The organism is Acidimicrobiales bacterium (assembly GCA_022452035.1).
GTDB lineage: Bacteria > Actinomycetota > Acidimicrobiia > Acidimicrobiales > MedAcidi-G1 > UBA9410.
Genome location: JAKURV010000015.1, coordinates 16,535 through 34,129, shown reverse-complemented (window position 1 = coordinate 34,129; position 17,595 = coordinate 16,535). Strand labels below are relative to the sequence as shown.

Sequence of the window (17,595 nt, the reverse complement as noted above, 5' to 3'; positions counted from 1 at the left end):
AAGGTGTCAGACTGCGCTGGTGGCAGCGGCTCGGACTCGACGGTGGCGGGTGGTTGGTGGGCTGCTTGTGGATCGGTCGACGGTCCTACTGGTAGCTAATCGGCGAGGTGCCTTTGACCGTACGATCGGTCGTCGCAACGGCCGCCTGGAGTGGACGCCGCCCGGCGGCGTGGTGGATCCGGGAGAGGAGCCCCTGGCTGCCTTGTCCCGCGAGGTGGTCGAGGAAACAGGCTTAATCGTGGAGCGGTGGTCTGAGGTCCTCTATCGCGTATCGGTTGAATTCCCGGACCGCGACATGGTCCTGGGGGTGGACGTACACCGAGCGCTCTCCTGGACCGGTGAGGTGGTGCTCGATGACCCGGACCACATTGTGGAAGACGCCCGCTTCGTGGACGCCGAGGCAGCCGGACTGCTACTGGCCACCGCCCCCCGCTGGGTGAGCGAACCGGTGACCGAATGGTTGGCCGGTTCCCAGGCCGGGGAGTTGGAGGTGCCCGAATTCTCTTACGTGGCCCGCGGATCAAACCCCGGAGATCTAACGGTAGAGCGGCTGGATCCTCCCGATGGCTGACCGAAGACGCCCACCGGTATCGGGAACGCCGATCCTGCATGTCGACATGGACGCCTTCTTCGTATCGGTAGAGCTGGTCCGCCGCCCGGAACTCCGGGGACGACCGGTGGTGGTCGGCGGGGAAGGTGACCGCGGGGTGGTTGCCGCCGCCTCCTACGAGGCTCGGACATTCGGCGTGCGGTCGGCGATGCCGTCGACGCGGGCCCGCCGAATGTGTCCGGACCTGACCTTCCTCCCGGGAGACCACCGGCACTACGGCGAAGTAAGCCGCCGGGTGATGGAGGTCTTCCGGCGGTACACGCCGCTTGTTGAGCCGATGTCGCTGGACGAGGCGTTTCTCGACGTGGCCGGGTCGGAACGCCTCCACGGGTCACCGACCGACGTGGCGGCGGCCATCCGAACCGACGTCCTGACTGAGGAGAAGCTGACGTGCAGCGTGGGGGTGGCCCCCAACAAGTTCCTGGCCAAACTGGCCAGCGAACAGGCCAAGCCATCTGCTGGTCTTGCAGGACCGGTCCCCGGGAGCGGCGTGCACGTGGTTCCGGCCGACAGCATCTGGGAGTTCCTCGACCCCCTGCCGGTAGAGGCGGTTTGGGGGGTGGGGCCTCGGACCCTCGAGCGCCTCCAGCGCCTCGGAGTTGCCACGGTGAGCGACCTGCGCCAGGTCCCCGAAGACACCCTGGTGTCCGCTGTAGGCCAGGCCGCCGGGACCCAGTTCTGGCGACTTTCCCGTGGGATCGATGACCGACCGGTGGACCCGGACCAGCCGACCCGATCGATTGGCCACGAGGAGACCTTCGTCCGAGACCTGGTGGATCCCGACGAGGTTCACCGGGAGCTGGTCCGGATGGTGGATGCGGTGGGCCGGAGGCTCCGCGAGGTCGGGGTAGCTGGCCGCACGGTCACCGTGAAGCTTAGGTATCCGGATTTCACGACGATCAGCCGATCGCAGACCCTTTCGGAGGCCACCGACCTGGTGGTTGAGGTCCTGGAGGTAGCCATGAACCTGCTCGACACCGTGGACACGTCGCCAGGCCTCCGCCTCCTGGGGGTATCGATGAGTGGCCTCCGGGACGCTTCCGTTCGCCAACTTCGGCTTGAGGACGTTGAGGATCCGGGATGGAGAGACGCCGAGGAGGCGGTGGAACAAATCCGGAAACGGTTTGGCACAGCCTCGATCGGTCCGGCGGCCACCGTCGGACCTGAGGGGCTGCAGCCCCGAGAACGAGGAGACGGACAGTGGGGTCCCGACGGCTGAGGGAGGCTTGGAGGGGTTGTCGCCCGGACCGGTGGGCCCGGTATGCGCGTTGTTGCTCGCGACGCGCTGTGCGATGCTGGAGGGGACCAGAACGGGTGTCGAGGCGAGGAACGACCGGGTGCCACTGTCGGAGGACGAGGAGAGGATCCTCAGTGAGATCGAGGAGCGGTTGTCCGAGACCGACCCAGATCTCGTACGCGAGGTGAGCGAAACCACGGTCTTCACGCAGCCCCTCCGCAGCATGAAGTGGGCGGTAGTTGGCTTCGTTGGCGGCGTACTGGTGATGGTCGTGACCCTCTCAACCTCTTTCGTCTTGGCCTTCGTGGGCTTCCTGGTGATGCTGGGCGCCTCCCTGGCCCTGGAGCGAAATGCCCGCCAGGTGGGGCGGACGGGACTGCGAGTTGTGGCCGGTTCGGGACGGACAGCGGGCATCCGTGAGGTTGTTGGTGGTACAGGCGCCCGGGTCCGGGAGCGCATGCGCGACCGATTCCGTCGGGGCGACCACGGCCGGGCCTGAGGCGACCTTCCCCGGAGGGGAGTTCGACCAGATCGGGACCATGGTCCGGGAACGTGTCCTGGCCGTAGACGTCGGAGGCACGAAGTTGGCTGCCGGCGTCATCGACCCAGATGGGCGGGTCCGGAGTCAGGCTCGTGTCCCCACCGGAGGCCGGGACGCCGACGAGCTTTTTGGATCCTTGGCCGATCTTGTTGAACCGCTGCTGGATGCCGAATCAGTGGCCGGAATCGGAGTCGGCTGCGGAGGCCCAATGTCGGCCGGTGGGGACCGGGTGTCACCGCTGAACATTCCGCAGTGGCGGGACTTCGCCCTTGCCGGGCGTCTGGCAGACCACACCGGCCTTCCGGTGGTGGTGGACAACGACGCCAAGGCCCTGGCCCTGGGAGAGGGGTGGTGTGGGGCGGCGATCGGCGAACGGGACTATCTGGCCATGGTGGTGTCTACGGGAGTGGGTGGCGGGCTGGTTGTAGATGGCCGCCTCCTAGATGGAGCGGCGGGCAATGCTGGCCACATCGGACACGTGGTGGTGGAGCCAGACGGTCCGAATTGCGCCTGCGGGCGTCGGGGGTGCTTGGAGGCGCTGGCCTCCGGCCCAGCCATCCGACGGGAGACCGGTCAGCCGGCTTCGGAGGCCGACCTGGAGGTCCGGCGTCGGACTGGAGACCTAGTCGGGCGGGCGGTGGCCACCGTGGTCAACCTGCTCGATATCCCCCTGGTCGTGGTGGCTGGCTCGGTTGCCCTGGGCTTTGGTGCTCCGTTTTTCGAAGCGGCCCAGGAGCGCCTGGATCGGGAGTGTGGGCTGGAATTCACACGAGGTGCGAAGATCGTGCCAGCCGGGCTGGGCGCCGACGGGCCGCTGGTCGGAGCGGCAGCCTTGTGGCACCACGTCCGCCGGAGGCCGGAGGGGACCGGCGTGGAGGGCACGTCGTGAACGGATGGATGGTTCGGGTGGCTGTGGCCGTTGCTGTTAGGCCGTGGCTCTGGTCGGTGGCCGTCCGCCAGACCGTCCGGCTGGCCGGTCGGGGGTGGTGGCGGCGCCCACCGTTCCTCCCCGTCCCTGCGGCCCCTTACGCCCGCTTCCGGGTTATTACCCAGTACGGCGATCCGGAGGCCCCCCCCACGGCGGGTGACGTGGTGGTGTGGTTGTCGTGGGTCCGGAGATTTCCGGACGCGGCACCCGTCGGCCACCGGGAGGATGGCTGACCAACCGTGAGCGGAACTGCCCAGTCATCGTGGGACGTCCGATGGCCAACCGGGACCGTGGCCGAACGCCATGAACTCCTCGACCCGATCGACGGTCGGGCTGTACTTGTCCATCAGGTGGACCATCCGACGATGGTGTTGGGTGCCGCCCAGCGTGACGTGGTTGTCCGCGGTGGTGTCGATGTGGTCCGGCGGCGGTCGGGTGGGGGAGCGGTCCTTCTTCGACCCGGCGAGGTGGTCTGGGTCGATCTCTTGGTGCCCCGAGGGGACCGGTTGTGGGATGACGATGTAGGTCGGTCGGCCTGGTGGGTGGGTGAGGTCTGGCGAGCGGCGCTTGCCGACCTGGGCGTTAGCGGGACGGTCCATCGAGGCGCCCTGAATGAGGGCCGGTGGGGCGGCCTGGTGTGCTTCGCCGGCCGAGGGCCCGGTGAGGTCCTGGTGGACGGCCGCAAGGTGGTCGGTATCTCCCAGCGGAGGGACCGGTTTGGGGCGCGGTTCCAGTGCACGGCGCTCCTGGCGTGGCCGACGGACGTCCTGGTGGACCTTCTGGGGCTGACGCCCACCGACGAGGCCCTTCGGGACCTGGCGGCCGCGGCTACCCCGGTGGGGGTGGATCCGGACGAACTCGTCGAGTCCCTTGTGTCGCACCTTCCCTGATCCACCCGAGCCCATCCCACCGGATCGCTTCGGTGCCCAGGCCTCCTAACGATCAAATCTTCCGGTTCCCGGTACCCCGCCGACAGCTCCAACCCCACGTTCCGCCGGGTGGAGCCCGCCCTTGTATTGGTGGGAGAAAGTGGGATATAATGGCAGATAATGTCAGCGATGTGGGAAATCGGGACAACGTTATACCCCGGTCGGTCGCATCGGTCCGGCCAGAGCGACGAGAGGGAAGGAGGGACCGGACATGGCAATTGTGGGAACCCACGAGCGTTCGCTGGACGACAAGGGCCGCCTGGTCCTCCCGGCCAGATTCCGGAGCCACTTCTCCGGTGTGGTCTATCTCTCCCCGGGCGACGGCTGTATTTCCCTTTGGCCCTCGGAGCGCTTCGACTCGATGGTGGCCAGCGTCGAGGAAAAGATCCGTTCCGGCGAGCTGGAGCCCAACGTGCGCCGCGGCGTCTCGTCTGGCTCCGTGGAGGTCAGTCCCGACGCCCAGGGACGGGTGATGCTCCCCGAGAAGTTGCGCGCTTTCGCCCGCTTGGAACACGAGGTGGTGGTCTGCGGGGCCATCGACCGGATCGAGATCTGGAACCCCATTACCTGGGCGGACATGGCACCGGACCTAGATCGTCTGGTGGCCGAGGCCATGGGGATGACCGGCGGGATCTAACCCACGGAATTTGGGCCGAGAGGAAGTACGCACCACGACAACCACAGACCACGACGACCGGTCACCGACCGGTTCGTCCCTGGACCGTCCCCCGGTCCGCAGGATGGGAGGCCCCTACTCCGCCCGCTTGCCATCCAGCCCGATTCGGGGAGACATCCCGACGTGCGCCAGCAGATCGGGGGACGGTCGAGGGACGGGCCATCGGGACCGGCTTCGTCGAGGTCCACGGATCGGCGGACCGAACGATGGTGAAACGAGGCGGGGAGGACAACGGGGAGCAGCCCGCTGGCTTCGAGCATCGGCCGGTCATGGTGGCCGAGGTCCTGGAAGCTCTGGCAGACGCGCCGTCCGGTGTGGTACTGGACGCCACGGTAGGCGGCGGAGGTCACGCCGAAGCCGTACTGGCAACGAGAGGCGACCTCCGGGTTCTCGGGCTTGACCGCGATGACCAGGCGCTGGTGGCGAGCACCTCCCGGCTGGCCCCATTCGGTGACCGGGTCGAGCTGCACCGGGCCGCCTTCATGGACCTTGGCTCCGTGCTGGACAGTGCTGGCGTCACCCACCTGGCCGGCTTCCTGTTTGACCTGGGCGTCTCCTCCCCGCAACTTGACCGGGTTGAGCGGGGATTTAGCTACCGGGAGGCGGGACCGCTGGATATGCGCATGGATCGTCGCCAGGCCGTGACGGCGGCCGACGTCGTGAACGGCTACGACGAGCGTTCCCTAGCCCGCCTGCTCGTTGATTATGCCGACGAGCGCCATGCCCGGCGCATTGCCCGTGCTGTCGTGGCCGCCCGCCCGGTGTTGGACACAGCCCATCTTGCCGAAGTCGTTCGTGACGCCATTCCCGCCGCGACGCGTCGCCGTGGTGGGCACCCAGCGAAGCGCACCTTCCAGGCCATCCGCATCGAGGTGAACGCCGAACTGGATCAGTTGGGCGCCGCCCTAGACGAGGCGGTCCGACGGCTGGTCCCGAGCGGTCGGGGAGCCGTTCTGTCGTACCACTCCGGCGAGGACCGTATCGTGAAGCACTGTTTCGACCGGGCAGCCACTGGCGGCTGTAACTGTCCGCGTCGGCTGCCGTGTACTTGTGGGGCGACCCCCCTCGTGGTGCTACCCCGACGGGCCGGCCGTGTCCCGTCGGAGGACGAGGCCCGAGATAACCCGCGGGCTGCCAGCGCACGCCTCCGAGTGCTAGAGCGCCGATGACTGCCGTCCTTAGCCCGGCACGCCTGCCCCGAACCACGACCGACCGCCGGGTTTCCGGGCCGTCGGCACGGACGGTCACCGGACCAGCCGTCGGGGTCTTCGGAGCGCTGGCCGTGGTCGGGTTTTTCGCCACCCTGCTGGCCCTGGCGGCTTTTCACAGCATTGTGGTCAGCGGACAGTTTGAGTTTGATCGCCTCCAGCGACGACTGGAGAACGGCCACGAACGGGCCCAAGTCCTCCGGGCGGAGGTGGCCCGCCTGGAGAGCCCGAGTCGGATCCTCGAAGTCGCCAACGGGCGATTAGGCATGGTGTTCCCGCCGGCCCGCGTGTACCTAGCGTCGGCGGCTTTCGACGACCGGCTGACCATCCTCGCGGCTCCCGAGGGCGACCCCTTCTCCGGATCGACCCGGTGAGCCGACAGCCCGACGGGTTGGCGGCCCGTGGGCGTGGAGCGGGGATCGACGTTCCCCGGTACGACACCTACCAGCGTTTCAGGCGTCGAGCGGTCCTGGTCGGTGTCCTCTTAGCGGGGATAGCCGGCCTCTTCGGGTGGCGCCTGGCCACCCTGCAGCTCCTCGATCCAGACCGATTCGTGGCTCACGGCGAGATGCAGCGCATCAAGACCGTTGCTCTCCAAGCGGCCCGGGGTGCCATTGTGGACCGTAACGGCGTTGATCTCGTCCTCTCGGTGCCTCGCACGTCAGTGTGGGCCAACCCCCTCCAGGTGGAGGACCCGGTCAGGGCAGCGCGGACGCTGTCCGGCATTCTGGACGCCGACGTGTCGCTGCTCGAGGAGCGGCTATCCAGGGATTCTCAGTTCGTCTGGTTGGGACGCCAGGTCTCCGACGAGGTGGCCGCAGCGACCCTTCGGTTGGGCGTGACCGGCGTTTACTTCGACGAGGAACGAGCGCGGGTCCGGCCGGGTGGCGACTCGGCTCTGGCCGTCCTGGGTCGGACGGACATCGACGCCAAGGGCATTAGCGGCATGGAGCTGGTTTACGACAGTCTCCTGTCGGGAACCGATGGCGAAAAGATCGTGGAGAGGGGACTCCAGGGCGTCTCCATCCCGGGTGGCGAGTATTCGGTGGAGCCTGCCGCCCACGGACGAACCCTGGTCCTGACCTTGGATCGGGCCCTCCAGTTTGAGGCGGAGAGGCTGCTGATTGAGGGGGTGGAGCGGGCCGACGCCGAGGGTGGAGTCCTGGTGGCTATGGACCCGGCGACCGGGCAGATCCTGGCCTCGACCACAGTCCGGAGAGACGAGGACGGTCGGGTCGGAATCTCCAGCGAACACAGGGCCGTCACCTGGACCTACGAGCCGGGCTCCATCATCAAGCCCCTGACCTTCTCGGCCATCCTGAACGGGGCAGTAGCCGCCCCCGCGACCGTACGCGAGGTACCGGGACGCCTGGAGGTCCACGACGCCACCTTTAAGGACACCCCAGCACACGACCCCGAGGAACTCACGGTGGCCGACATTGTCCGTCGATCCTCCAACGTGGGCACCATCCTGTGGGCTCAGGACCTAGGTCCGGAGGCTCTCCACGAAGAGTTTCGGGAGTTCGGACTGGGGTCGGTGACCGACCTGGATTTCCCAGGGGAGGCCCGGGGAATCCTGGAACCGGTGGGGCGCTGGTCCGGTACGTCGCTGCCCACCATCGCAATCGGCCAGGGGGTGGCCGTCACCCCGCTCCAGATGCTGACCGCCTACGCCACCCTGGCCAACGGCGGAATCAGGCCCGCGCCCACCTTGGTGCTCGGAACGCGAGACGATGGTGGGGTGTTCAGCCCCCGTCGTGTTCGGCCATCGATGACTGTCGTACCGGCTGCCGTCGCCTCCGAGGTGGTGGCCATGATGGAGCAGGTGGTGGAGTCGGGTACCGGGACGAGGGCCCAAGTGACCGGCTATCGCGTCGCCGGCAAAACCGGTACGGCATGGAAACCACATTCGTCTGGGGGATACGGCAGCAAAGGTGACCGGACCTACGTAGCCAGCTTCGCCGGCTTCCTCCCAGCAGAGGCACCCCGGCTGGCAGTGCTGGTGGTTGTCGACGAGCCGGCTGCGCACAGCTACTCGGGAGGGCGGGCGGCGGCCCCAGTGTTCGCCGAGTTCGCCCGGTTCGCAGTTCGCCAACTGCGAATTCCGTCGGTCGACGAGCGGGTCGGCTTGGACCATGCTGGTCGCGTGATGGCCATGACTCCGGCCCGCAACCGAATCCTCGTCGAAGCGGCCGAGGCAGCCCGTCTTGAGGCCGCCGGGGCCACGACCGGAGGCTGAGGTGCGCCTGGAGGCGCTGCTCCGCTCGGCCGGGCTCGACGATCCGGTAGAGGGCGGAGGCCCCGAAGTGGACCGCGTCGCACACGACTCGCGTGTCGTGGTCGCTGGCGACCTCTTCTGCTGTGTACCCGGTGACACCCACGACGGACACGACTTTGCCGAGGGAGCGGTGACGGCGGGAGCGGCGGCCGTGCTTGCCGAGCGGCCGTTGGACCTCCCGGTGCCCGTGGTCATCGTCAATTCGGTCCGGAGAGCCATGCCTCACCTAGTGGCGGCGGCTGAGGGATGGCCCTCTCGTGACCTCGACCTGGTCGGAGTCACCGGGACGAACGGTAAGACCAGCGTGGTCCACCTCCTGGACGCCGTCCTCGAATGTGCTGGCCGGACCACGGCGACCCACGGAACTCTGTCCGGTGGCCGCACGACCCCGGAAGCCACCGACCTTCAGCCCCTCCTGCGCTCCTGGGTGGCGACGGGCGTTGATGCGGCAGCTATCGAGGTTTCCTCCCACGCCCTGTCGCAACACCGGGTCGACGGGACGACCTTCACTGCCGTGGCCTTCACCAACCTCAGCCGGGATCACTTGGACTACCACGAATCGATGGACGATTACGAGGTTGCCAAGGCGCGACTGTTCAACGGGACCTTCGCTGACCATGCAGTGGTGGCCATCACTGGCCAGGCGGGACGCCGGATGGCCGATCGGGCCCGGGAAGCTGCGATGACGGTGGTCGAGGTCGGAGAGCCTTCGGATGTGGTGGTGGGCCCGGATGGAGTTCGTTTCGGCTGGCGGAGCCGGACGATCATGGTGAACACCGGTGGTCGATTTACCGTGGCTAACGCCCTGGTGGCCGCCGAGCTATCCGCCGTGTTGGGCATCCATGAGGACACGGTGGTCGAGGGGCTGGCTGCCGCCCGTCCGATTCCCGGCCGGTTCGAGTTGGTGGCCCTGGAAGGTGGACCCCAGGTGGTCGTGGACTACGCCCACACGCCCGACGCCCTCACCCATGCACTGGCCACGGCCCGCGAGATGACGACGGGCAATGTCCTGGTGGTCTTCGGCTGTGGTGGTGACCGGGACAGGGGTAAGCGGCCAGAGATGGGCCGGGTGGCTGAGAACGGGGCCGACCAGGTCGTCGTGACCTCGGATAACCCGCGGGGTGAACCACCCGAGGGGGTGATCGCGGACATCCTTACAGGGATGGAACGCCCGCCAACCCTCGTTGAACCAGACCGACGCCGGGCCATCTCCGGAGCCCTGGGGCTAGCCGGCCGCACGGACCTGGTACTCCTAGCCGGTCGGGGACACGAGGACGTTCAGGAGCTGGGCGACGAGAGGATCTCGTTCGACGACCGGATCGTCGCCCGAGAGGAGTGGGACGTGCTCGCCGTGGGCCGGGGTGACGGATGATCCGGCTACTCCTGGCGGCGGCGATCGCTATGGCCACCGCCCTACTCGGTACTCGGCTATTGATCGGGTGGCTAACCCGACTCCGGATAGGCCAGCCCATCCGCGACGATGGCCCCGAGGGCCACGCCACCAAGGCGGGGACCCCCACCATGGGCGGCCTTGCCATCGTTGGCGGGGCGTTTTTGGGCTACGTCCTCAGCGACCTCTACCGGGGGATCTATACGCGGAGCGGGATCTTCGTGATGCTGGCCATCATCGGGGCGGGTGCTGTTGGCCTGGTAGATGACTGGATCAAGGTCGTTCGTGAGCGCAGCTTGGGGCTCAGTAAGCGGGCCAAGATGCTCGGGCTCCTCGGGGTGGCGGCCGCGTTCGCGGTTCTGATGCTGGAGCATGCGCCGACCCACACCCAGCTCTCGTTCACCCGGTTCGACCAGCCTGGCCTGGAGATGGGTTCCGCCCTGTGGGCGGTCTGGGCCGTCCTCCTCATTACTGGTTCAGCCAACGCGGTGAACCTTACGGACGGCTTGGACGGACTGGCCGCTGGCGCTGGAACGTTCTGCTTCGGTGCCTACACGGTGGTGGGGTTTTGGCAGTTCCGGTATCCGGAGACCTACGACGTGGCCCACGCCCTGGATCTGGCGGTGGTCGCCGCGGCGATGGCCGGGGGCTGCCTGGGCTTTCTGTGGTGGAACGCCGCTCCGGCCCGGATCTTCATGGGAGACACGGGGTCGCTGGCCATCGGTACCGGCCTGGCTGCCCTGGCTCTGGCCACCAACACCCATCTGCTGCTTCCAGTCGTGGCCGGGTTGTTCGTGGTCGAGACGGTTTCTGTCATCCTCCAGGTTGGTAGCTACCGGCTGTTCGGGGGGCGTCGGGTGTTCCGCATGGCCCCGATCCACCATCACTTTGAGTTGGGAGGTCTTCCCGAGACCACTGTCATCATCCGGTTTTGGATCATGTCCGGCCTGTGTACGGCAGTTGGTCTTGGTATTTTCTATGCCGACTCCATCGCCACTGGGGTGACCGGCATGATCGGCCAGTGAGCAGCCGCGTACTGGTTCTCGGGCTGGGCGTGGCCGGCCGGGCCGCTCTGGAGGCGCTGGCCCGGCGCGAGATCGACACTCTGGCTGTGGACGACGCTCCCGGTGACGAGGCCCGGGCCTGTGCGGTCCGCTTGGGTATTGAGTTAGTGGAGGCGCCTCGACCCGGCTCGTGGCCTGAGCTGGTGGGGCAGGTCAACGAAGTGGTGATAGCTCCCGGTGTGCCGGACCGCCACCCGGTCTTCGCGGCGGCGCGGACGGCTGGGGTGGCTGTGCTTGATGAGTCGGACCTGGCCTTCCGTTGGGACGACCGACCCCGGTACGCGGTGACGGGAACGAACGGCAAGACCACCGTGGTCACCCTGGTGGCCGACATGCTCGAGCGTTCGGGGCGACGGGTCGTCCTGGCCGGTAATACCGACACCCCGTTGGTGGCGGCCATCGAAGATCCGGAGGCCGATGCCTTCGTCGTCGAGGCGTCTTCGTTTCGCCTGGGCCATGCTGAACGTTTCCGGGCCACCCCGGCGGCGTGGCTGAACTTCGCCCCCGACCACCTGGACGTCCACGCCGACCTAGCGGCCTACGAGGCGGCCAAAGCCCGGGTATGGGAGGGGATCGGGTCGCCGGCCGACGCGGTGGCCAATCTGGCTGACCCCGTGGTGGCCGCCCACGCTCCACCGGGCGCCACCGGCTTCGGGACTGACGACGCTGACTGCCGCGTGGAAGGGGGACGCTTGATGTTGGACGGGAATGAGGTGGTGGCAGTGGCCGACCTACCGCGCACCATGCCTCATGACCTCCTGAACGCTCAGGCGGCCTGTGCGCTGGCCGTCCGGGCTGGGGCCACGACGGAGGCCTGTGCCGGGTCGTTGACTGGCTTCACGGGTCTAGCCCACCGAATGGCCTTCGTGGCTGAGGTGGCCGGGGTCCGCTATGTGGACGACAGCAAGGCCACCACACCCCACGCCACCCTGGCCGCATTAGCTGGACTCACCGGGGCGGTGCTTATCGCCGGAGGGCGAAATAAGGGACTGGACCTGGCACCCCTGGCCGAGGGGTGTCCGCGAGCCGTGGTGGCCATCGGAGAGGCGGCCGGCGCCGTGGTGGTCGTCTACGAGGGCCGCTGTCCGGTGGTGACCGCGGAGAGCATGGACGAGGCGGTTTCCCTAGCTCATCGGTTGGCAGATGGGACGGGAACCGTGCTGCTTTCACCGGGCTGCTCCTCTTTCGACTGGTACGGCTCGTACGACGAAAGGGGCCGGGACTTCCAGCGACTGGTCGGTGCCCTGGCAGGGACGGTAGGGCGGTGAGTGCGGCGCGGGAAAAGGTGGCCGCCGACCGGGCTACCTCCAGGCCGACGGGGCCTGTTCGTGCCGGTTCCGGGCGCTCGGTCCGGTTCCTGGTTCTCTGGTCGACGGCCATGCTCCTGGGCCTCTTGGGCATGGTCATGGTCCTCTCGTCCTCGTCGGTTTCGGACCTTCGGGACTACGACGACGCCTGGTACCACCTGCGCCGCCAGGTGGTATGGGTGGCCCTTGGGCTAGCCGGTCTGTTTACTGCCCTGCGGTTCGACTACCGCCGCCTACGCCACCTAGCCCGACCCGGACTCATCCTGGCTGTGGTGCTGCTGGTGTTGGTCCTGATCCCCGGGGTGGGTACCCGGGTCAACGGTTCGGCCCGGTGGCTTGGTGTTCGGGACGTCACCTTCCAGCCGTCGGAGTTCGCCAAGTTGGCCGTCATCGTGTTCGGGGCCAACCTGCTGGCGAACCGGTCGTCAGGGTCCACCCGCCTGACACTGTGGCCCATGCTCGTCGTACTGATGGGTGTTGGCGGCCTCGTCTTCCTCGAACCAGACCTTGGAACGACGGTGGTCCTGGCTGCCATCGTGGCGTCGCTCCTGTTCTTCGCCGGCCTTCGGTTGGACGCCTTGCTCGTGACCGGCACAGTGGGCCTAGGGCTGGTGGCCGGGATGAGCATGAGTGCCAGCTACCGGCGGGACCGACTGTTCTCCCTCTTTGATCCCTGGAATGATCCTCTGAACACGGGTTGGCAGACCATCCAGGCCGGAGTGGCCATCTCCAGTGGGGGCCTCTGGGGGGCGGGTCTTGGCGCCAGCCGGGCCAAATGGGGCTTCCTGCCCTTCGCCCAAACCGACTTCATCTTCGCCATCGTGGCCGAGGAGCTCGGGTTTCTCGCTGCTATGGCAGTGATCCTGGCCTACCTAGTCCTCGGCGTGATGGGTCTCTCCACGGCGCTGCGAGCCCCAGACCGCTTCGGACAGCTGTTGGCGGCCGGGATCACCTCTTGGATCCTTATCCAGGCCTTCGTGAACATCGGTGCCGTCCTCGGCCTTCTCCCCATCACCGGAGTACCTCTCCCATTTGTGTCCTATGGCGGCAGTTCCACCATTCTGAGTCTCACGGCGTTCGGGATCTTGCTGAACATCGCTCGCCAGACGCCATGAGTCCAGAACCGGAGCTTCGGCCGCAAGGGATCTGTCGTGGGGGGTTTGTAGTGGCGGGAGGCGGGACGGCCGGCCACGTCCTGCCCGGGCTCGCCGTCGCCGAGGCGCTGGTCTCCACCGGCGTGGCAGCCGGACGACACGAGGTCCACATGGTCGGAAGCCGTCGTGGCATCGAGGTGGATCTGGTACCGGCGGCGGGCTTCGGCCTGACCGTGCTGCCTGGTCGAGGAATTCGACGCCGGTTTACCCCGGCCAACGTGGTGGCGGTGCTGGGGCTGCTGGTCGGAATGTTCCGCGCTGTCCTGCTGCTGGCCCGCCACAGGCCCCGGGTCGTCGTCTCGCTTGGCGGCTACGCCAGCGTTCCCTGTGGGGTAGCGGCGGTCCTGTTACGGATCCCCCTAGTGGTCGCCGAACAGAACGCGGTACCCGGAGCGGCGAACCGCCTGCTTGGGCGATTCGCCCGAGCCTGTGCGATCTCCTTCCCCAACACCGACCTGCCCCGCGCCGAACTCACCGGCAATCCGGTTCGGTCTGAGGTCCGATCCTTGGTGGGTCAGAGCGAGGAGGCCCGTCGTTCCCTTGGGCTGGATGACCGCCCTCTGGTAGTCGCTTTCGGGGGTTCGTTGGGGGCGCGGCGACTCAACCGTGCCGTAGTTGACCTGGTGGAGGGCTGGACCAGTGGCGCCGTGGTCATCCGACACGTCGTGGGTCCCCGAGGCTGGTTGGCCGGGGAGCAGGCTTCGGAGTACCCCACCGGGGTGGACTACCGGCCGGTGGACTACGAGCACGACCTACCAACCGTCCTGGCCGCCGCCGACCTGGTCGTCTGCCGTTCAGGAGCTACCACGGTGGCCGAGTTGGCCGTCCTCGGGGTGCCGGCGGTGTTGGTGCCCCTCCCAGGGGCTCCCGGCGACCACCAGACGGCCAACGCCCGGCAGCACGCTGATGCTGGGGGCGGGGTCTTCTTTGAAGACGACCGCCTCAAGGAAGGAGACTTGGGGAACCTGGTGGCCTCGCTGCTGGCCGACCCGGGGAGGCGCCGGGCCATGTCGATAGCGGCCTCGGCGGCGTCGAAGCCCGATGCCGCCGAACGGGTAGCGGGAATCATCGCCCACCACGCGGCCTCCCGGCGAGAGGATGAGCCTTATGGCTGACTGGGTCCCTGACCTCTCGCGGCCGACGAGCGTGCATGTGATTGGTGTGGGCGGAGCCGGGATGAGTGCCATCGCCGAGGTGCTGGCGACCATGGGTCACTCGGTGAGCGGGTCCGACCTGAAGGCCTCCTCGGGCCTCGATCGACTCTCCGCCCTAGGGGTAGACGTACGGGTCGGGCACGCGGCGGACAACTTGGGCGACGTAGCGTTCGTGACCCGTTCTACAGCGGTGCCCGACACCAACCCGGAGTGCCGAAAGGCCGTTGAGCGCGGCCTCCCTCTCCTCAGTCGAGCCGAAGTGCTGGGTGCTGTGAGCACCCTCCGGGACACCGTGGCCGTGGCCGGGACCCACGGCAAAACGACTACCTCGTCGATGCTGGCCTTAGTGCTAAGAGAAGCCGGGCTACGACCGTCGTTCGTGATCGGAGGCGACGTCAACGAAATTGGCACCGGAGCGGCGTGGGACGAAGGCGAGCTGTTCGTGGTGGAGGCCGATGAGAGCGACAGCTCCTTTCTAGAACTCTCTACTCAGTACGGGGTAGTTACCAACCTGGAGCCCGACCACCTAGAGCACCACGGCGGCTTCCAATCTCTTGTGGAGGCCTTCGACCGGTTCGTGGATGCCGTGGACGGTCCGGTGGTGGTCGGTTCAGACGACCAGGAGGGGGCGGCTCTTGCTGGTCGGCACGGCGCCGAGACGGTGGGGACAGCCGATGGTGCCGACTGGGTCATCTCGGCAGTGGAAGAGTCGTGGGAGGGGGTCCGCTTCAGCCTGTCGGATCCTGTAGGAGGATCGCTGGAAATTGTCCTGCCAGTTCCCGGCCTTCACAACGCCCGCAACGCAGCGACAGCCGCTGCGGCCGCTCGTCACGTAGGTGCCGATCCGGAAGCAGTGGTCGGCGCCCTGGCTCGGTTCGGCGGGGTGGCTCGACGCTTCGAGCACCGGGGACGGGCAGGCGGCGTGGTACTCGTTGATGACTACGCCCACCTGCCCACCGAGGTGGCGGCGACTGTGGAGGCGTCCCGGGCGGGAGGGTTTGGCCGAATAGTCTCGGTATTCCAGCCCCACAGGTATTCGCGGACCGAGTCCCTGTGGTCCTCGTTCGGAGGGGCGTTTGACGGCTCGGACGTCATTTTCGTGACTGACGTCTACCCATCCGGCGAGGCTCCACGGCCGGGGGTGTCCGGGCGCCTGATTGTCGACGCCGTTCTGCGCGACCGCCCTGGGAGTGATGTGAGGTACGTGGAGCGACGCGAAGACCTACTTGACGCCTTGGTGGGAGAACTCCGGGAGGGGGACCTCTGCCTGACCATGGGCGCCGGGGACCTGACCGCGGTTCCCGACGACCTCAGGCAGCGCCTTTATGACTCCTGACCTCGAAGCGGTAGTGAGGTTCGACCAGGCCATGGTGGGGGTGGAGCTGGCCGGGGGGATCCTGGTGGATCATCCGATTGGCCCCATGACCACCTACCGGGCGGGAGGTCGCGCAGCGCGCTTTGTTCGACCGGTCGACCGATCGGAGTTGGAGGCGGTGGCTGCCGGCGTGGCCTCGGCCGGCATTCCGGTCCTGGTCGTGGGTCGGGGCTCCAACCTGCTTGTGGCCGACGCCGGATTCGGTGGGCTGGCCTTGCAGTTGGGCCAGGCCTTCGAGAAGGTTCGAGCGGATGAGACCACGGTGGTGGCAGGCGCTGGGGTGAGCCTGCCAGTCCTTGCCCGTTGGACGGTGGCCCAATCCCTCACTGGCTTCGAGTGGGCGGTGGGCGTACCGGGTTCGTTGGGTGGAGCGGTCCGGATGAATGCCGGGGGTCATGGGTCGGACATGGCGTCGAGCCTCGTGTCGGCGGACACTGTGGACCTGGCGACGGGGGAGGGGCGACGTCGGACCGTCGCGGATCTGTCGCTGGGCTACCGGTCGTCGTCCATTGAGCAGGCTGAGGTTGTCGTGGAAGCCACCATCGCTCTGACGGTTGGGGACACGGCCTCCGGTGAGGAGAGGCTCGCCGATGTAGTGCGCTGGAGACGCGAGAACCAGCCCGGAGGGCAGAACGCTGGATCAGTGTTCACCAACCCGGTTGGTGACTCGGCGGGCCGGTTGATCGACGAGGCCGGCCTGAAGGGTTGGCGGTTCGGTTCGGCATCGGTATCGGAACGCCACGCCAACTTCATCCAGGTGGACGAGGGTGGATCGGCCGACGACGTGGTGGCCCTGATGGACGTGGTGGCCCGTCGGGTGATCGAGGTGCACGGCATCCGGTTAGAAGCCGAAACGATGATTGTCGGCTTTGCCGGTCAGCCCTGATGGACGACCATCCGCCAGCCAGCCCCACCGATGAGCCGGGCTCTCCGGACAAAGTGGAGGCTGAGTCCGTCGAGGAACAGCCAGCGGTTCGGCGCCTCTGGTGGGTGTGGTCCCTGCTGGCCCTGGTCGTCCTGACTGTCGGAGCGTTCGCAGCGACCCGGTCCGTCCTCCTGGACGTGGACGAAGTGCTGGTCGACGGCGTAGGTGACCGGCTGGACCGGCTGTTGGTCGTCGAGGTGAGCGGAATCCGGACGGGTGAGCCCATGGTCGACGTGTCATCGGAAGTAGCGGCCCATCGCGTGGCCACCCTTCCCTGGGTGGCCGAGGCCAAGGTGGTGCGTGACTGGCCGGGCACAGTGCGGATCTGGTTCGTGGAGCGTCAGGCGGTGGTCAATGCGGTGGACCCGACGGGGCGATGGGCATTGCTGGACGGTTCGGCCACGGTCCTGGAGACTCCAGTGATTCCAGAAGCTGATCTGCCGACTATTCGGGTGGATCGGTTGGGGGCGGAGGGCACCCGGGTGACGGGGATCGGCCCTTTGCTTGAGGCAGCCTCGGCGGTGACGGCCGACTTAAGGGCGTGGATCGTGGCGTTGGTTCCAGCGGGAAGCGGTGTCCGCGCTGAACTGGTCGGTGGGGTGGACGCTGACCTAGGTCGGGGCGACGACTACCGGGACGAGATGCGGTCGCTTACAACCATCTTGTCTCGAGTGGTACTTGGGTGTGTGGTGTCGATCGACGTGTCGATCCATGAGAACCCGGTGGTCCGACGAGACGAAGTTCGCTGCGGCTAAGGAGCGTTGTCGCACCACGCGCTGGATCACGAGGAGTTTCCCCGCCGGGTTGACGATGAACGAC

18 protein-coding genes are annotated in these 17,595 nt (G+C 67.4%); all 18 read left to right on the top strand.

All coding sequences use genetic code 11. The features are described from left to right. The first annotated feature begins 19 nt into the window (after nucleotides 1-19). The 18 genes from MK181_06815 to MK181_06730 all read left to right on the top strand — a co-directional run bounded on the left by MK181_06815 (nucleotide 20) and on the right by MK181_06730 (nucleotide 17,531). On the top strand, nucleotides 20-571 hold the full coding sequence (locus MK181_06815) for an NUDIX hydrolase (protein MCH2419511.1): 552 nt from the start codon (nucleotides 20-22) through the stop codon (nucleotides 569-571). Beyond that, nucleotides 564-1,829: a DNA polymerase IV gene (locus tag MK181_06810; protein MCH2419510.1), complete on the top strand. Its 1,266-nt coding sequence runs from the start codon at nucleotides 564-566 to the stop codon at nucleotides 1,827-1,829. Before MK181_06815 ends, MK181_06810 begins: the two co-directional genes overlap by 8 nt. A gap of 118 nt (nucleotides 1,830-1,947) precedes the next feature. Further along, entirely contained in the window at nucleotides 1,948-2,346 is a 399-nt protein-coding gene (locus MK181_06805; protein ID MCH2419509.1) for a DUF3040 domain-containing protein, read from the top strand. Between the two features lie 40 nt (nucleotides 2,347-2,386). Then, complete coding sequence (locus tag MK181_06800; protein MCH2419508.1) at nucleotides 2,387-3,277, top strand: ROK family protein; 891 nt, start codon at nucleotides 2,387-2,389, stop codon at nucleotides 3,275-3,277. Continuing rightward, complete coding sequence (locus MK181_06795) at nucleotides 3,274-3,549, top strand: hypothetical protein (protein MCH2419507.1); 276 nt, start codon at nucleotides 3,274-3,276, stop codon at nucleotides 3,547-3,549. Before MK181_06800 ends, MK181_06795 begins: the two co-directional genes overlap by 4 nt. Before the next feature lie 6 nt (nucleotides 3,550-3,555). Continuing rightward, on the top strand, nucleotides 3,556-4,206 hold the full coding sequence (locus MK181_06790) for a hypothetical protein (protein MCH2419506.1): 651 nt from the start codon (nucleotides 3,556-3,558) through the stop codon (nucleotides 4,204-4,206). Between the two features lie 250 nt (nucleotides 4,207-4,456). After that, entirely contained in the window at nucleotides 4,457-4,882 is a 426-nt protein-coding gene (locus MK181_06785) for a hypothetical protein (protein MCH2419505.1), read from the top strand. A gap of 248 nt (nucleotides 4,883-5,130) precedes the next feature. Beyond that, nucleotides 5,131-6,090 (top strand): 16S rRNA (cytosine(1402)-N(4))-methyltransferase RsmH, encoded by a 960-nt coding sequence (rsmH, locus tag MK181_06780; GenBank protein ID MCH2419504.1) that lies wholly within the window; start codon nucleotides 5,131-5,133, stop codon nucleotides 6,088-6,090. Further along, nucleotides 6,087-6,503: a septum formation initiator family protein gene (locus tag MK181_06775; protein ID MCH2419503.1), complete on the top strand. Its 417-nt coding sequence runs from the start codon at nucleotides 6,087-6,089 to the stop codon at nucleotides 6,501-6,503. Before rsmH ends, MK181_06775 begins: the two co-directional genes overlap by 4 nt. Continuing rightward, entirely contained in the window at nucleotides 6,500-8,368 is a 1,869-nt protein-coding gene (locus tag MK181_06770; GenBank protein MCH2419502.1) for a penicillin-binding protein 2, read from the top strand. Before MK181_06775 ends, MK181_06770 begins: the two co-directional genes overlap by 4 nt. 1 nt (nucleotide 8,369) lies before the next feature. After that, nucleotides 8,370-9,779: a UDP-N-acetylmuramoyl-L-alanyl-D-glutamate--2,6-diaminopimelate ligase gene (locus tag MK181_06765; GenBank protein ID MCH2419501.1), complete on the top strand. Its 1,410-nt coding sequence runs from the start codon at nucleotides 8,370-8,372 to the stop codon at nucleotides 9,777-9,779. Next, nucleotides 9,776-10,822 carry a phospho-N-acetylmuramoyl-pentapeptide-transferase gene (gene mraY / locus MK181_06760; GenBank protein ID MCH2419500.1) on the top strand — a complete coding sequence of 349 codons (1,047 nt, stop codon included), beginning with the start codon at nucleotides 9,776-9,778 and terminating at the stop codon, nucleotides 10,820-10,822. The genes MK181_06765 and mraY overlap by 4 nt, the downstream gene beginning before the upstream one ends. After that, complete coding sequence (gene murD, locus MK181_06755; GenBank protein ID MCH2419499.1) at nucleotides 10,819-12,129, top strand: UDP-N-acetylmuramoyl-L-alanine--D-glutamate ligase; 1,311 nt, start codon at nucleotides 10,819-10,821, stop codon at nucleotides 12,127-12,129. Before mraY ends, murD begins: the two co-directional genes overlap by 4 nt. Beyond that, nucleotides 12,126-13,283, top strand: coding sequence for a putative lipid II flippase FtsW (ftsW, locus tag MK181_06750; protein MCH2419498.1), 1,158 nt, complete (start codon nucleotides 12,126-12,128; stop codon nucleotides 13,281-13,283). The genes murD and ftsW overlap by 4 nt, the downstream gene beginning before the upstream one ends. Before the next feature lie 50 nt (nucleotides 13,284-13,333). Further along, nucleotides 13,334-14,437 carry an undecaprenyldiphospho-muramoylpentapeptide beta-N-acetylglucosaminyltransferase gene (gene murG, locus MK181_06745; GenBank protein ID MCH2419497.1) on the top strand — a complete coding sequence of 368 codons (1,104 nt, stop codon included), beginning with the start codon at nucleotides 13,334-13,336 and terminating at the stop codon, nucleotides 14,435-14,437. Next, a complete protein-coding gene (gene murC / locus MK181_06740) occupies nucleotides 14,430-15,812 on the top strand; it encodes a UDP-N-acetylmuramate--L-alanine ligase (protein MCH2419496.1) in 1,383 nt (460 codons plus the stop codon). The genes murG and murC overlap by 8 nt, the downstream gene beginning before the upstream one ends. Beyond that, nucleotides 15,802-16,737, top strand: a complete 936-nt coding sequence (gene murB, locus MK181_06735; GenBank protein ID MCH2419495.1) for a UDP-N-acetylmuramate dehydrogenase — start codon at nucleotides 15,802-15,804, stop codon at nucleotides 16,735-16,737. The genes murC and murB overlap by 11 nt, the downstream gene beginning before the upstream one ends. Next, nucleotides 16,737-17,531 (top strand): FtsQ-type POTRA domain-containing protein, encoded by a 795-nt coding sequence (locus MK181_06730; GenBank protein ID MCH2419494.1) that lies wholly within the window; start codon nucleotides 16,737-16,739, stop codon nucleotides 17,529-17,531. Before murB ends, MK181_06730 begins: the two co-directional genes overlap by 1 nt. Nucleotides 17,532-17,595: the final 64 nt, after the last annotated feature.